General features: G+C 70.7%; 11 protein-coding genes. 7 read left to right on the plus strand and 4 right to left on the minus strand.

What is annotated here, in order from left to right:
• Positions 1–33: 33 nt before the first annotated feature.
• Complete coding sequence (uvrA, locus tag CKO31_RS19905) at positions 34–5,703, minus strand: excinuclease ABC subunit UvrA (RefSeq protein WP_200240782.1); 5,670 nt, start codon at positions 5,701–5,703, stop codon at positions 34–36.
• A gap of 164 nt (positions 5,704–5,867) precedes the next feature.
• Complete coding sequence (locus CKO31_RS19910) at positions 5,868–6,356, minus strand: hypothetical protein (RefSeq protein WP_200240783.1); 489 nt, start codon at positions 6,354–6,356, stop codon at positions 5,868–5,870.
• A gap of 227 nt (positions 6,357–6,583) precedes the next feature.
• Here CKO31_RS19910 and CKO31_RS19915 point away from each other — a divergent pair, with 227 nt between their 5' ends.
• Positions 6,584–6,763 (plus strand): hypothetical protein, encoded by a 180-nt coding sequence (locus CKO31_RS19915; protein ID WP_200240784.1) that lies wholly within the window; start codon positions 6,584–6,586, stop codon positions 6,761–6,763.
• Positions 6,764–6,771: 8 nt separating this feature from the next.
• Positions 6,772–7,143, plus strand: a complete 372-nt coding sequence (locus CKO31_RS19920) for a hypothetical protein (RefSeq protein WP_200240785.1) — start codon at positions 6,772–6,774, stop codon at positions 7,141–7,143.
• 45 nt (positions 7,144–7,188) lie between these two features.
• Here the strand turns inward: CKO31_RS19920 and CKO31_RS19925 are convergent, their stop codons facing one another.
• Together CKO31_RS19925 and CKO31_RS19930 are read right to left on the minus strand one after the other, a co-directional pair.
• Positions 7,189–8,406 carry a serine hydrolase domain-containing protein gene (locus CKO31_RS19925; RefSeq protein ID WP_200240786.1) on the minus strand — a complete coding sequence of 406 codons (1,218 nt, stop codon included), beginning with the start codon at positions 8,404–8,406 and terminating at the stop codon, positions 7,189–7,191.
• Positions 8,407–8,594: 188 nt separating this feature from the next.
• Positions 8,595–9,209, minus strand: a complete 615-nt coding sequence (locus tag CKO31_RS19930; RefSeq protein ID WP_200240787.1) for a hypothetical protein — start codon at positions 9,207–9,209, stop codon at positions 8,595–8,597.
• Between the two features lie 121 nt (positions 9,210–9,330).
• On the opposite strand from CKO31_RS19930, the gene CKO31_RS19935 reads away from it, so the two are divergent.
• The 5 genes from CKO31_RS19935 to CKO31_RS19955 all read left to right on the plus strand — a co-directional run bounded on the left by CKO31_RS19935 (position 9,331) and on the right by CKO31_RS19955 (position 14,913).
• On the plus strand, positions 9,331–11,859 hold the full coding sequence (locus CKO31_RS19935) for an FAD-dependent oxidoreductase (protein ID WP_200240788.1): 2,529 nt from the start codon (positions 9,331–9,333) through the stop codon (positions 11,857–11,859).
• Between the two features lie 482 nt (positions 11,860–12,341).
• The gene (locus CKO31_RS19940; RefSeq protein WP_200240790.1) at positions 12,342–12,785 is read left to right on the plus strand and encodes an Hsp20/alpha crystallin family protein; all 444 of its coding nucleotides are present in this window, start codon (positions 12,342–12,344) and stop codon (positions 12,783–12,785) included.
• A gap of 62 nt (positions 12,786–12,847) precedes the next feature.
• A complete protein-coding gene (locus tag CKO31_RS19945) occupies positions 12,848–13,240 on the plus strand; it encodes an Hsp20/alpha crystallin family protein (RefSeq protein ID WP_200240792.1) in 393 nt (130 codons plus the stop codon).
• A 122-nt stretch (positions 13,241–13,362) separates the two neighbouring features.
• Positions 13,363–13,860, plus strand: a complete 498-nt coding sequence (locus tag CKO31_RS19950; RefSeq protein ID WP_200240794.1) for an Hsp20/alpha crystallin family protein — start codon at positions 13,363–13,365, stop codon at positions 13,858–13,860.
• Between the two features lie 474 nt (positions 13,861–14,334).
• Positions 14,335–14,913: a Uma2 family endonuclease gene (locus tag CKO31_RS19955; protein WP_200240796.1), complete on the plus strand. Its 579-nt coding sequence runs from the start codon at positions 14,335–14,337 to the stop codon at positions 14,911–14,913.
• Positions 14,914–14,946 lie beyond the last annotated feature (33 nt).

Raw genomic sequence — 14,946 nt, forward strand, 5'->3', positions numbered from 1 at the left:
ATTCGGGCCGCTCGCGGGCCGCTCGCGGGCCGCTCAGCCGAGACCGAGCTTGCCGCGCAGCGCCGCGGCGGTATGGCCCTTGTCGGCCGCGGCGAGCGCCGTAGGCGGCCCTTCGGCGACGATGCGCCCGCCCGCCGAGCCGCCTTCCGGGCCCAGGTCCAGCACCCAGTCGGCGGCGGCGACGAGGTCCAGGTCGTGCTCGATCACCACGACGCTGTGCCCCGCGTCCACCAGGCGCTGGAGCACGGCGATAAGCCGCTCCACGTCCGCCATGTGCAGCCCCACGCTCGGCTCGTCCAGCACATAGAGGGTCGGCCGCTCGGCACGGCCCGCGGCGTCGCTGCGCGCCTTGGCCAGCTCCGAGACCAGCTTGATGCGCTGGGCCTCGCCCCCCGACAGCGTCGGGCTCGCCTGGCCCAGGGTCAGGTAGCCCAGGCCGACGGCCTGCAGCAGCTCCAGGGGCCGGCGCACGGCCTGATGCGCCGCGAATAGCTCCAGGGCGCTGTCCACGCTGAGGCCCAGGACCTCGCCGATGCCGTGGCCGTGGTAGCGGATGCTGCGGGTCTCGGCGTTGAAGCGGCTGCCGTGGCAGACCTCGCAGGGCAGGGTGACATCGGGCAGAAAGCTCATCTCCATGCGCTGCACACCCTGGCCGTCGCAGGCATCGCAGCGCCCGCCCTTGGTGTTGAAGGAGAAGCGCCCCGGGCCCCAGCCGAGCATCCGCGCCTCCGGCACCGCCGCGAACAGGCGCCGGATGTGATCCCAGAAGCCGACATAGGTGGCGGGACAAGAGCGCGGCGTCTTGCCGATGGGGGTCTGATCCACCTCCAGCACCCGGCTCAGCGCCCGCCAGCCCTTGACCTCCCGGCAGCCGTGCAGCACTCCGTTGCGCCCGGGCGGCCCGCGACGCTCGCCGCTCAGCAGCCCCTGCACCGAGCGGGCCAGGACATCCCGCACCAGGGTGGACTTGCCGGAGCCGGAGACGCCGGTGACGCACACCAGCCGCGCCAAGGGGATGGATAGGTCGAGATTGTCGAGGTTGTGCAGGCGGGCGCCGCGGATGAGGACCCGTTTCGACGGCGCCGGCGGGCAGGGTCGCGGCTCGCGTTGTGGGGGCGCCGGCGCGCGTGCCAGATAGCGGCCAGTGACCGAGCCCGGCACCGCCGCCAGCTCCGCGGCGCTGCCGCGCGCCACGAGGCTGCCGCCGCCGGCCCCGGCGCCGGGCCCGAGGTCGATGATCTCGTCGGCGCTGCGCATGGTGTCCTCGTCGTGCTCCACCACGATGACGCTGTTGCCGCGATCGCGCAGTCCCGCCAGGGTCTCGATGAGCCGGGCGTTGTCCCGATGGTGCAGCCCGATGCTCGGTTCGTCCAGCACATAGCACACGCCCCGCAGGTTGGAGCCGAGCTGTGCCGCGAGCCGAATGCGCTGGGCCTCGCCCCCGGAGAGCGTCGGGGCGGCGCGGTCCAGGGTCAGGTAGCCGAGGCCCACCTGCGCCAGGAAGCCGAGGCGGTTGTGCACCTCTTTGATGACGTCGGCGCCGATGGCGCGCTCGCGGGCATCGAGGTGCAGCTCGCCCAGCCAGTGGGCGGCGGCCGTCACCGTGAGCCCGGACAGCTCGGCGATGTTGCACCGGTGCAGGCGCACCGCCAGCGCCTCGGTATTGAGCCTGGCGCCGTCGCAGGCGGGGCAGATGCCGGCCTCCGTGCCCGCGCTGTCGGCCTCCAGCCACTGCCCCTCCTCGCCGGTTTGCTCGGCGTCGAAGCCGGTCAGCGCTGCGCCGGTCCCGAAGCAGACCGGGCACCAGCCGTGCTTGGAGTTGTAGGAGAAAAGCCGCGGGTCCGGCTCCTCGAAGCCCTTGCCGCAGCCGGGGCAGGTGCGGCTGGTGGAGTAGGTGACCACCGGCGCCGCCGCAAACGGCGGCAGCACCCGCACCAGGCCCTTGCCCAGGTCCAGCGCCTGGTCCAGGTATGCCGCGAGCGCCGCCTCGTCGCTGTCGCCCGGGTCCAGGTCGCACACCGGCAGGTCGATGTCGTGCTCGCGGAAGCGGTCCAGCTTGGGCCAGGGCTGGGTCGGCACGGGCTCGCCGTCCACCCACAGCAGGCTGTGGCCCTGGCGCGCCGCCCAAGCGGCGAGGTCGTTGTAGATGCCCTTGCGGGCGATCACCAGCGGCGCCAGCAGCGTCACCGTGCTGCCTGTGTGCTCGCTGCGCAGCCGCTCAAGGATGGCGGACCTGGGCTGTGCGGCGATGGGCAGATTGCACTCGGGGCAGTGCTGCACGCCGAGCTTGACGTACAGCAGGCGCAGGAAGTGATGGATCTCCGTCAGCGTGCCCACGGTGCTCTTGCGCCCGCCGCGGCTGGTGCGCTGCTCGATGGCGATGGTGGGCGGGATGCCGAAGATGGCGTCCACATCGGCGCGCGCCGCCGGCTGCACGAATTGCCGCGCATAGGCGTTCAAGGACTCCAGGTACCGGCGCTGCCCCTCGGCGAACAGGATGTCGAAGGCCAGCGTGCTCTTGCCGCTGCCCGAGACGCCGGTGACCACAATGAAGCGCTCCCGCGGGATCGATAGCGTCAGGTCCTTGAGATTGTGCTCGCGGGCGTGGCGGATGAGGATCGAGTTTCGAGGATCGAGCGTCGAGTTACGAGGGGCGAGTTGCGAGGGGCTACCGGCCTCGACCGCGTATGTGGCCCGTGCCTCTGAGACCAGCCCCTCTGCGACCTGCTCCTCGCCCCTCGCTACTCGCTCCTCGCTACTCGCCACTGCCTCCCGCAGCGCCCGGCCCGTGTGGCTCGTCGGATGCCGGGCGACATCCGCCGGCGTGCCGGTGCAGACGATGTCGCCGCCGCCGTCGCCGCCCTCCGGCCCCAGGTCGATGAGCCAGTCCGCGGCGCGGATCAGGTCCAGGTTGTGCTCGATCACCACCAGCGAGTGGCCGGCGTCGACGAGCCGGCGGAAGGCCTTGAGCAGTGTCGCGATGTCGTCGAAGTGCAGGCCGGTGGTGGGCTCGTCCAGCAGGAACAAGAGGCCCGCGCCGCGGCGCCTCTTCAGGCTCTTGGCAAGGTGCCCGGCGAGCTTGAGGCGCTGCGCCTCGCCGCCGGAGAGGGTCGGCACCGGCTGCCCCAGGCGCAGATAGTCCAGGCCCACGTCCGCCAGCGGTTTCAGGGCGCGGGTCACCTCCGGCTGCCGGGCGAACCGGGTCAGTGCCTCGGCCACGGTCAGCTCCAGCACGTCCGCGATGTTGAGGCCGGTGGTCGTGCCCATGGCGGGCGCTGTGTCCGCGGTGCCCTCGGCGGGCGCCGGCAGGCGCACCTCCAGCAGCTCGGACTTGTAGCGGCGGCCGTTGCAGTCCGGGCAGCGCAGGTAGACGTCGGAGAGGAACTGCATCTCCACGTGCTCGAAGCCGGAGCCGGCACAGGTGGGGCAGCGCCCGGGGCCGGAATTGAAGCTGAAGTGGCCCGCCTTACAGCCGCGCTCCCGGGCCTTGGGGGTGGCCGCGAAGAGCTTACGGATCGGGTCCAGGGCGCCGACGAAGCTCGCCGGGTTGGAGCGGGACGAGCGCCCGATGGGGGACTGGTCCAGCATCAGCACGTCGCCGACGAGATCCTCGCCGGTCACCGCCGTGCACTCGCCCGCAGCGCCCTCGGGATGTCCCTTGGCCTTGGCCAGGTGGTGGAACAGGACATCCTGCACCAGGGTCGATTTGCCGGAGCCGGAGACGCCGGTGACCACCACCAGGCGGCCGAGGGGGATGTCCACATCGATGCCCCGAAGGTTGTGCGCGCGGGCCCCTGCGATGCCGATGGCCGGATCACCGGCGGCGGGGGGCTGGGGCTCCCGCGGGGGCTCCACCTGCCGGCGCCCGGACAGGTAGTCGCCGGTGAGGGAGCCGGCCGTCGCCAGCAGCGCCGAAGGCGTGCCCTGGAACACCAGCTCGCCGCCGCGCTCGCCGGGCCCGGGGCCGATGTCCAGGATGCGGTCCGCCGCCCGCATTACCTGCGGGTCGTGCTCCACCACCAGCAGGGTGTTGCCCTGGTCCCGCAGCCGATGCAGGATGCCGGCGACCCGGTCCATGTCCCGCGGGTGCAGGCCGATGCTCGGCTCGTCCAGCACGAACAGCGTGTTCACCAGCGAGGTGCCCAGCGCCGTGGTGAGATTGATGCGCTGCACCTCGCCGCCGGAGAGGGTGCGCGACTGGCGCTCGAGTGTGAGATAACCGAGCCCGACCTCCGTCAGGTACCGCAGGCGCGAGCGGATGTTGCCGAGCAGCAGCTCCATGGCCTGGTCCATGGTCCCAGGCAGTGTGAGGTCGTCGAAGAAGGCCCGGCAGCGCGCGATGGGCAGGCGCATGACATCGTGCACATTGAGCCCCGGCAGGCCGAGCCAGGCGGTATCCGCCATCTGCACCCGGGCATGGCGAAAGCGCTCGGAGCGCTGCAGGGCCGCATCGGCGAGCCCATGGTCGCCGACGCGGAAATCCAGCGCCGCGTCCTTGAGCCGGGCGCCTGCGCAGGCGGGGCAGGTGTCGTAGCTGCGGTAGCGCGAGAGCAGCACCCGCACGTGCATCTTGTAGGCGCGGCCCTCCAGCCACGCAAAGAAGCGGCGGATGCCGTACCAGACCCGCTCCTCCCACTCGCCTTCGCCCTCCAGCACCCAGTCGCGGTCGGCCGCCGAGAGCTCCCGCCAGGGGACGTCCGTCGGCACGCCGCGGCGGTGGGCGAAGGCCATCAGGTCCTCCTGCACCTCGAAGTAGCTGTCGGACTGGATGGGCTTGATGGCGCCCTCCAGCAGGCTCTTGGACGCGTCCGGCACCACCAGCGACCAGTCGATGCCGATGACCCGCCCGAAGCCTCGGCAGGTGTCGCAGGCCCCCAGCGGCGAGTTGAACGAGAACAGCGCCGGCTGGGGGTCGCGGTAGTGGATGTCGCAGTCCGGACAGTGCAGGTCCGCCGAGAAGCGCCAGGGCGCGCCGGGGTTGCGCTCGGCATCCAGCGGATAGACCCGCAGCCGACCGCGGCCGTGCTCCAGCGCCGCCGCCAGCGCCTCCACCGCGCGGCTTTGGCTGTCGGCGTCGAGCTTGAGCCGATCCTGGATCACTTCGAGCCGGGTCTCGGACTCGCTTAGGAAGCGGATGTAGCCCTGCTGGCCGAGCAGCGCTTTGAGCTGGTCCGCCGTCATGGACTCAGGCACCGGCACGTCGAAGCAGATCAGCGCCCGCACCGGGTCCGGGCGCTCGCCGGCCGCGCTGCGGTCCTGACCCGTGCGATGAGTCAGGGCGCCCCAGATGCTCTCCGGCGTATCCCGGCGCACCTCCCGCCCGCAGCCCCGGCAGAACAAGCGCGCGGCGCGCGCGAACAGCAGCTTCAGATGGTCGTTCAGCTCCGTCATGGTGCCGACGGTGCTGCGCGAGGTGCGCACCGGGTTGGTCTGATCGATGGCGATGGCCGGCGGGATGCCGTCGATGCGCTCCGCCTGCGGGCGGTCCATACGGTCCAGGAACTGCCGGGCGTAGGGCGAGAAGGTCTCCACATAGCGGCGCTGGCCTTCGGCATAGACGGTGTCGAAGGCCAGGGACGACTTGCCCGAGCCGGAGACGCCGGTGATGACGATCAGCTCGCCGAGGGGCAGGTCCAGGTCCAGGTTCTTGAGATTGTTCTGCCGCACACCGCGCAGGCGGATGCGGTCGTAGGCGTCGCGCATGGTGGGGCCGACCGGGCTGGGAAAGGCGGCATACGGCGGCGGCCGTGCGCCAACCCGCCCATCATGGCAGGCACCGGCGACGCGTCAAGTAATGGCTCCGCCCCGCCGTCCGTCCCGTTTGCCGGGTCCGTGAGCCCGGGTGGCTGCCGGGGCGCCGGCGGCGCTCAGGCGAAGCGGTGGGGCCGGGCGGTGAGCTGATTCAGCTTGCTCAACAGCGCCTCTGAGGCGCTGCGGGTGACGTGCCGGGCAGCCGTGGGCGCGAAGGCGAAGGCGTCGGCTTGCCCAAGGCCGGCGAGCAGCGCGAGCTCGACATAGTTCACCCCGGCCAGGTAGTGATAAAAGGTGGATGCTGGGAAGCGGACCGTGTAGTCCACAGGCAGCACCACGTCGTAGCCGCCCTGGCGGTGGACGTCGTTGAGCAGATCGACGAAGGCGCCGGAGAACGAGGATATGGCCGGATTGTGGTCGTAGCCGAAGTCGTCCAGCGGATAACCGATATAGCGTTTGCAGAGCAGGCCGCTGGACCAGAGGAGGGAGCGCTTCTCCGGGCCGAGCACGTCCGGGCGAATGCCCATGCGGTTGAGCACCCGGATAATGGGAAAGGTCAGGCCAAGATTGCTCGTGGCCAGCAGGATTTTCTTGTTTGTCAGCAATGCGTCCCGCCTCTTCCGTGCTCGTGTCGAGTAGTCCGAATGAAGGGATTCGGAGATGGGTCAGTAGGCTCGAGCCCTGCGCGGCCCCGCGCCGCCGCCGACGCAATCCTAGCACCGATATGGTGGATTTCCCTAGGGCTCCATGGTTTTCGCTGACTCTTGCGTGATTAAACCTTTGTGGTTTAATTTCGAGCCTTTCAATCGATTCGTCTGTGCCTCCGGTCCCAATGCCGCACCTCGTCGTCATCGCCGACATCGCGGCCCGACTGGAGCGGACCGAGCAGACCCTCTACAAGACCGCACGCACCGCTGATCTCTACGCGCTGGTGGGCTTCCTGCACGCCGTCGAGACGCTGCTGGACGAGCAGCTCGGCGCCGGCGCATCCCGAGCGGCAGGGGGTCGCTGAAGCGTCCCATGTCGGCCCTAACCCCCTTCTACTGGTTTCTGCTGGTGCTGCTGGCGAGCCGTCTGTTTCTGATCCTGCGCGACGCGCCGCTGAATTGGCGTCAAGCGGTTGGTCTGTCGTTGGTACAAGCGGCGGGAACGCTGGCGGCGGCGCCGAGCCTCTGGCTTGCACCGCTGCTCGCGGTGATACCGGCCGCCAACCTCATCGGCGTCTGGTGGGAACGGCGTGATCCGCCGCAGGCGGGTCTGGTCCGGCTCGCCGTGCTGGTCGTCAGGGAAATGGATGAGCGCGACTTCGCTGAGTACGTGCTCATCGGCACGCTCATGTCGATGGCCAGCGCCGTGCTCGTTGCGGAGGTCGTTAAGGCGCTGCTGCCCTGACTCCCGCAGCATTTGCCGACCGGGCGGGAAGGGCCGTCTCCTCGGCTATTGCGCCGCGGCACATTCGCCGGGCGGCGTCTCGCCCAGTGCGGCAAGCCAAGTGCAAAGCAGCTCCACGCGCAGCTCCCGGCCGCCGGCGGCGCTGGTGAGGATGACCAGTCCGGACTGACGCTCCGGCACCGCCGCGAACAGCCCATGCCAATTCGGCGGGTTGTCGCCCGGTTGGTAGACCAGGGTGTGCCCGCTGTCCGGCAGCGCCTTGACTGCCATGCCGAGGCCGTACTCGGAGCCGGCGAAGATCAGCGCATTCTCGGTGTCGGGCTGTGGCGTGCGCGACAGGCGCACCAGCTCCGGGCTCAGGCTGCGGCGGCCCGGGGGCTCGCCGCAGGGGCCCGGCATGAGTGCCGCTACGAACCGGGCATAATCCGCCGCCGTGGTCTGCAAGCCGACGGCCCCCAACGCCGAGAAGCTCCGCGCCGGTGCGGGCTCGCCGGCGTCGTCATAGGTCACCGCCAGCGGCGGGGCATCGTCCGGGCGGTCCGGCAGGCTGGAGCGGAACATGTGCAGCCGCCGCAGGATGCGCCGCTCGGCGAGATTCGCGAACTGCTCGTTGGCGGTCTGGCGGATGATCATTTCCGCCAGTGCAAAGCCGCCGGCGGAGAAATCGAAGCCGATGCCCGGCGGTGCGACGACGGCCACCGGCTGCCCCCCGGCATCCAGCGCGCCGGCATAGGACTGGTTCAGCGTCTGTAACGTCTCGCCCGGCCCAAAGCCAGCGAAACGCGGGATGGACAGCCCGGCCGTGTGGCTCAGCACCCGCCGCGGCGTCACAGCGTCGGCGTCATAGGGGGACTCCGGCAGATCGCGCCCCCGGAGATATTCGCTCACCGGCGTATCGAGGTCGATCTTGCCCTCGCCCACCAGGTTGAGCAGCATCCACGCGGTTACGGGCATGGTCATGGTCCCAGCCTGGAAGACCGTGTCCGGTGAGAAGGGGATACGCTTCTCCGGCACGGCCCAGCCATAGCCCGCCGTCCACCGCAGGTGCCCATTCCCCACCACGGCCACCGCCGCGCCCGGCAGGTCGTGGCGTTGGATCAGCGCCGGCATCGCCTCCTGCACGGCCAGCTCGGCGCGCTCCACCACTGCCTGCTCGGCGGCGTCGAAGTCGCAGTTACGCCCGGCCTGCGCCTGGACGATACCGGCGCAGCCCATCAAGCCCAAGCAGACGAGGGCGGTGCTCGCGAGTGGCTGCCGGGGCATGCAGAGGCTGATGGTGAGTGGCACTGGCGAGGCTTCCGGTGGCGCTGGCAGAGACATCCGCCGGGGACCATGGGCGGGCGGTGGTGGCCCGGGCGGCACAGACGGGCCGCGCAGTCTAACCCGAGCGTCACTCGGCGCAGTACCATCCGACACAGGACAAGTGCAGGGCCTGTTCGCGTCAGCCAAGGTCATGTGTTGAGCCGCGGAAGTGGGCCCAGGCGGCGTACCAGTGTTGCGGCTGCCAGCACCGCCACCGGCAGTAAGAGCCACGGCAGCCACCGGGCCGCACCCGGATCCAGCGCGAGAATCAGCCCGACGATCGCGAACACAATGGCGCGGTCGCCGGCATTCAAAGGCCCGTCCTCGCGCTTGGCGCCGCCGCGCGCCAGGGACGCTAAGCCGGCGATCTCCACCAGCAGCCCGAGCACCACCAGCACGACCACCGGCACTGCGGGCACGCCCGGATAGGCCGCGAGCGGCAGATAGAGGAGGACATCGGTGGCGGCGCTGGCCACCTCTCGCAGGGCCGGGTCGCCAGGCTGGGCGCCATGGCGCTTCTCCAGGTCGGCGGTGACCGCCATGGCCGCCGCGCGCGCCGCGAGCGCCGCCGGCAGCAGCAGCAATACCGCGTGCAGGCCCGTCAGCACCGCGGGCAGCGCCAGTAGCAGTGCGCCCACCAGTGCGGCGCCGCCGAGCACGGCGATCTGCAGGGTGTCCGCCCCAAGGCCCGCGGCTGCGGCCCGGTCCGTCAGTGGTGCAAGGGCATCGCGAAGGCGTTGCCGCAGGTTGTCGAAGAAGGCCATGCGCCGGCTCCTGCTGTGACTGTGCCGGCGTCACCATCTGCGGTGGCTTCCGGCGGGCTTGCCCGCATTGTCGCCCGCTCACCCACACACCGCCAGTGCACCCAGGAGTCAGCCGCCCGCCATGACCGCCACAGACGCCGCCATCCCCTTGCCGCATCACCTGGCCGAGCGCGTGCGGCCGGTGAGTGACGTCGAGCCCTGGCCACAGGGCGCGTTGGTGCTCTACTGGATGCACCACGCCGTGCGCGGGCACGAGAATCCGGCATTGGACACGGCCCGGCATGCGGCCGCGGCCCTGGGGCTGCCGCTGCTGGTCTACCAGGGGCTCGGCGGCCGCCACCGGTTCAACGCCGACCGCCACCACGCCTTTATCCTGGAAGGGGCCCGCGATGCCCATGCCGAGCTCGCCGCACAGGGCATCCGTGCCGTTTTCCACCTGCCGACGGACCCGGCCGCAGGCCCGTCGCCGCTGCGCGCCCTCGCCGCGCGTGCCGCGCTGGTGGTCACCGAGGACTTCCCGGCCCCGCCACATCCCGCCTGGACGCAGCGGCTCGCGGCCCGCATCACAGCCCCGGTGTGGCGCGTGGACTGCGCCTGCATGGTCCCCATGCGCCTGCAGCCGCGGCCCTTCAAGCGCGCCTTCGAGCTGCGTCGCGCCAATGAGCGTGTCTATGCCGAGCGCATCGCGCGCCCCTGGCCGGTCTGCGACGTCGACGCCGAGCCCTATGCCGGGGCACTGCCGTTCACGCCGCTCGACCTGGCCACGGCGGACATCACGGCACTTTGTGCTGCCTGCACCATCGACCACAGCCTGCCGCCGGTGCCCAACTCGCGCGGCGGCGCCCGCGCGGGCTATGCCCGCTGGGAGACCTTCAAGGCCAACGGCCTGGCGAGCTACCACCGCCGCCGCAACGACGCCGCCGAGACCTGGCCGCGCGGCGTGAGCCGGCTCTCGCCCTATCTGCACCACGGCCATGTGGCGGTGTTCCGGATCGCCAGGGAGGCAGCGGCCGCCGGCGGCGAGGGCGCCGAGAAGTTCCTCGACGAGCTGCTGGTCTGGCGGGAGCTGGCGCACAACTTCTGCTTCTTCGCCGACGACCCGGAGGCTTGGGACAGCCTGCCGAGCTGGGCCCGCGAGACCCTGGACGCCCACGCCGACGACGCCCGCGAGCAGGTGCTGGATCACGAGCGCCTGGCGCGCGCCGCCAGCGGCGACCGGCTCTGGGACCTGGCGCAGTGCTCGCTGCTGGCCCACGGGGAGCTGCACAACAACCTGCGCATGACCTGGGCCAAGGCCATCCCGCAATGGACCGAGTCGCCGCGGCGCGCCCTTGCCGAGCTCATCGACCTCAATCACCGCCACGCGGTGGACGGCTCGGACCCCAACTCCTATGGCGGGCTGCTGTGGACGCTGGGGCTGTTCGACCGGCCCTTCCCGCCGGAGCGCCCGGTCACCGGCAGCCTGCGCCCGCGCAGCACCGCGGACCACGCACGCCGGCTGGATGTCGGCGCCTACGCCCGCCGGGTGCAGGCGCCGGCGAGCGGGCGGCGCCTGCGCATCGCCGTCATCGGCGCCGGGCTCGCCGGGCTCGCGGCGGCGCGGGCGCTGGTGGACCAGAGCCACGAGGTGGTGGTTTTCGAGAAGTCCCGGGGCCGCGGCGGCCGGGCCGCCACCCGCCGCGTGCCGCAGGCTCCCGACGGCGAAGTGGCCGTGGACCACGGCGCCCAGTACTTCACAGCGCGCGACCCACGCTTCGCGCGCCGGGTAGCCAGTTGGGCCCAACGCGGGGTGCTCGCCCCCTGGAGCGGTCGGCTTGGCGCCTGGCGCGACGGCAGCGTCGCCCCCGCTGGCGCCGACGATACGCGCTGGGTGGGCGTCGGGGGCATGAGCGCGCTGGGGCGGATGCTGGCGGAAGGCCTCGACCTGCGGCGCTCCACCCGGGTTGCGCCGCCGGTGCGCGACGGTGCCGGCTGGGCCCTGCTCAGCGCCGCCGACGCGGCCGACGCCACGGCGGAGCGCGTCCACTTCGGCCATTTCGACCGGGTGCTGGTGAGCGCACCCGCGCCACAGGCGGCGCCCTTCCTGGCGGCGGCGCCGGCCCTGGCGGCGCGCGCGGCGGCGGTGCCCATGGCACCCTGCTGGACGGTGCTGCTCGGCTTCGCAGCGCCCCTGGACCTGGACTGGGACGGGCTCTTCGTCAACGGCGGCCCCCTCGGCTGGGTGGCCCGGGATTCCGCGAAGCCGGGGCGCAATAAGGGGCGCGACCAGGGGGGGCGCGGCGGCGAGGCATGGGTGTTGCACGCGACGCCCGAGTGGACGCGGGCGCACCTGGAGGCAACGCCGGAGACCGTTGCCAGTGATCTACTGGAGGCCTTGGCCGAGCTGGTCGGGACGCGGTTGCCCGCATTGGTCTGGCAGCAGGCGCACCGCTGGCTCTATGCCCGTGCCGAGCAGCCCCTGGACGCCGGCTGTCTCTGGGATGGGGATCTCGGCATTGGCGCCTGCGGCGACTGGTGTGCCGACGGGCGCATCGAGGGCGCCTGGCTCAGTGGCGAGGCGCTGGCCGGTCGGGTACTCGGGGCGGCAGCGGCGGCGTCGGACGGGGCCGATCGACGCGCAGGAAGGCTTGCGCCTAGGTCCGGTATTTGAACCACGAAGAGCACGAAGAACGCGAAGTGACTCAGCAGGATACGCAAGTTTGCGCCGTCGCCCACGGGGTGGGCGAGACCCTTGGGAAGTTTGCCTTCAAGTGTTTCTCTTTCTTTGTGTTGTTCTTCGTCTGCTTCGTGGTGAATTGCGCTTTCGACGTTGCGGGCAGGCGGCACCGACGCGCGCCATCCGGTCGCCGCAGATGCCTGTTTCGATGGCCGAAAAGCACCCCTTGACGTACGCGGAAAATGCGCCAAAATTGCGGTTAGCACTCGGTAGATAAGAGTGCTAACAGTTTGTGACGGCGGCGGCGCAGCCGTCCCGGCGCATCGCTGCGGCTGCGCTCGACGGCGGCCCGCCGGCGGTGCAAGGGACCGGGTGCCCACCGTGACTTGCCAAGCGGGAGGCCCCCGACGGCGGTGCCCGCCGCCCCACATCGTGCAACCCCAACTGTGCGCCATGGGCGCAGAGGAGCGTGAGCGATGTTCGGTACCTACACCGGCCTGCAAGGCAATCTCTTCGACCAACTGAACCGCCTCCAGCGCGAGCTGGACGAGTCCTTCGGCCTCTGGCCCCAGGCGGCGGAGCTGCGTGCGCCCGGCTGGGGCAGCTGGCCGCCCATCAACATCGGTGCGACGCCCGAGCGGGTGGATGTCTATCTGTTCGCGCCCGGTCTCGACCCCAACGAGCTGGACATCAATATCCAGCGCAACCTGCTGACCATCGCCGGCCAGCGGCGCATCGAGCGCGCCGAGGACCAGCGCTGGTACCGCACCGAGCGCCACAGCGGCGAGTTCCGCCGCGCGGTGACCCTGCCCGAGGACGCGGACCCGGATCGCGTGGACGCAAGCTATCGCGACGGCGTGCTGCACGTGTCGGTGCAGCGGCACGAGTCGAGCCAGCCGCGGCGGATCACCGTCAGCTGACGTCTCGGCGGCCGCGGCGACCGCCGGGTTTGTCACCAGCCACTCGCTTACCGGAGGACAGCATGAACACCGAAACCCGTCAGACCATGACCGAAACCGCCCCCACCGCAGCCCGCCGCGCCGAGGAGGCGCTGCGCCCGCCGGTGGACATCTTCGAGGACGCCGAGGGCATCACGCTGGAGGCCGACATGCCCGGCGTATCCAAGGACCGCCTGCACGTGCAGGTGGACGCCAACACCCTGCTGATCGAAGGCGAGGTGCAGATCGACCTGCCCGAGGCCGCCGAGGCGCTGTATGCGGACATCCGCAGCACGCGCTACAGCCGCAGCTTCACGCTGAGCAACGAGCTGGAAACGGACAAGATCGACGCGAGCCTCAATGACGGCGTGCTGCGGGTGCACATTCCGAAGCATCCCGAGCAGCGTCCGCGGCGGATCGAGGTGCGGGCTGGTTGACACGGGCTAGGGCCCAGGGGCTAGGGCTCCGCTGGCCGGTCCCTGAGCCCCGGCCCCTGGGCTCAAGCGGCGATAGCTCGTCCCGTGACTCTCGTCATCACCAACACCCTGGAGGTTACGCCATGACGACTCTGCGGCAATTTCGCGAAGGTCTGAGCCAAGCCTGGGGCCGTGTCCTGGACGGCTGGGAGCAGCTGTACCGGCAGGCCTCCAGCGCCATGACCAAATTCACCGGCGGGCGCGGCGACAAGAGCGCCGGCGAAGCCCGCGAGCTCGCCGAGCGCAGCACCGGCTGGGGCCTGCTCGCCGCCGAGGTCTTCGATGACGACGACCGCGTGGTGGTCCGCGTCGAGGCCCCCGGCATGAGCAAGGACGACATCCAGCTGGAGGTCCAGGACGACTTCCTGGTGGTCCGCGGCGAGAAGCAGATGGCCCGCGAGCGCACCGAAGGCCGCTGGCACGTCAACGAGTGCGCCTACGGCAGCTTCCAGCGCGTCGTCCCCCTGCCGGATACCGTCGACACCGGCAAGGCCGACGCCAGCTACAACAACGGCGTGCTCCGCGTCGAGCTGCCCAAGGCCCAAAACCGCCGCCGCCGTGTGCAGGTGACGGTGCACTGAGCCCGATCTGCCGGCGTGCTGGGAGCGCCGGCTTTCAGCCGGCCCATCTGGTACGCCGGCTTCAGCCGGGCGGATTTCACCAGCCAGCATGCTGCTCACATTCTTAAGACACTGAATGTCGGCCCTCCTTGCGTCGGCCCGACCGACGCCGGGGCACGTTCGGGTCGGCAGCAGACAATGCTTGCAGACTCTCTCCAGCGGTATCATACCCATCGCACGCCGGTTTTCGGTTTGTCGTGCGCAAAACCTGCTGATCTGTCTTCTCTTCCTAGATCCTCGCCCCTCGAAACTCGCGACTCTCCGGTATAACCACCTGCGCGGCGCTCCCGCGGCGCGTACACCCGCCCCGACCAGCCGGGATGGACAATGCGGCTGGCTTGTGGATAGTGTTTACATGCCGATCACCCAGTGCAGCGGCCTGTATCACCGCCGTAATCCTGTCCCCACGCCGCCCCCACGCCACGGAGCCCAGCCATGACAGCCGCCGCCGAGAAAAGACCCCTGGACGCCGACAGCTACCTCGCCTGGGAAGAGCGGCAGCCGGACAAGCACGAGTATGTGCGCGGCGAAGTGTTCGCCATGGTCGGCGCGCGGCGCGAGCACGTCGTCGTCGCGGGTAACCTATTCTCGGCCCTGAAGCAGCGCCTCCGCGGCGGCCCCTGCCAAGCCTATGTGTCGGACCTGAAGCTTCGCGTCGAGGCGGCAAACGCCTTCTTCTACCCGGATGTCATGGTGTCCTGCGACCCTCGGGACCATGCGGCGGAGCTGTACATCGAGCATCCGAGCCTCATCGCAGAAGTGCTCTCGGACTCCACCGCCGCCTTCGACCGCGGCGACAAGTTCGGTGCCTACCGCACCCTGCCGTCGCTCCAGGAGTATCTGCTGGTGGACATCCCCTCCCGCCGGGTGGAGAGCTTCCGGCGCACGTCGGACGACGAATGGCTGCTGCACGTGTACGCACCGGAGACCGAGGCCTGCCGTTTCTCGTCGCTAGATGTCTCGGTCCTCCTCGCCGAGGTCTTCGAGAACCTGGAGCCGGGTGGGTCGGCTTAGCGGAGAAAAGGGGGGCCGCTCAATGGGGGGAAA

This window comes from Thiohalocapsa halophila (genome assembly GCF_016583825.1).
Classification (GTDB): Bacteria; Pseudomonadota; Gammaproteobacteria; order Chromatiales; family Chromatiaceae; genus Thiohalocapsa; species Thiohalocapsa halophila.

Excerpts from the sequence above, each read along its gene's own strand:
- uvrA (WP_200240782.1), bottom strand. The coding sequence starts at position 5,703 with ATGCGCGACGCCTACGACCGCATCCGCCTGCGCGGTGTGCGGCAGAAC.
- CKO31_RS19915 (WP_200240784.1), top strand. The coding sequence starts at position 6,584 with ATGCCGCACCTCGTCGTCATCGCCGACATCGCGGCCCGACTGGAGCGG.
- CKO31_RS19920 (WP_200240785.1), top strand. The coding sequence starts at position 6,772 with ATGTCGGCCCTAACCCCCTTCTACTGGTTTCTGCTGGTGCTGCTGGCG.
- CKO31_RS19925 (WP_200240786.1), bottom strand. The coding sequence starts at position 8,406 with ATGCCCCGGCAGCCACTCGCGAGCACCGCCCTCGTCTGCTTGGGCTTG.
- CKO31_RS19930 (WP_200240787.1), bottom strand. The coding sequence starts at position 9,209 with ATGGCCTTCTTCGACAACCTGCGGCAACGCCTTCGCGATGCCCTTGCA.
- CKO31_RS19935 (WP_200240788.1), top strand. The coding sequence starts at position 9,331 with ATGACCGCCACAGACGCCGCCATCCCCTTGCCGCATCACCTGGCCGAG.
- CKO31_RS19940 (WP_200240790.1), top strand. The coding sequence starts at position 12,342 with ATGTTCGGTACCTACACCGGCCTGCAAGGCAATCTCTTCGACCAACTG.
- CKO31_RS19945 (WP_200240792.1), top strand. The coding sequence starts at position 12,848 with ATGAACACCGAAACCCGTCAGACCATGACCGAAACCGCCCCCACCGCA.
- CKO31_RS19950 (WP_200240794.1), top strand. The coding sequence starts at position 13,363 with ATGACGACTCTGCGGCAATTTCGCGAAGGTCTGAGCCAAGCCTGGGGC.
- CKO31_RS19955 (WP_200240796.1), top strand. The coding sequence starts at position 14,335 with ATGACAGCCGCCGCCGAGAAAAGACCCCTGGACGCCGACAGCTACCTC.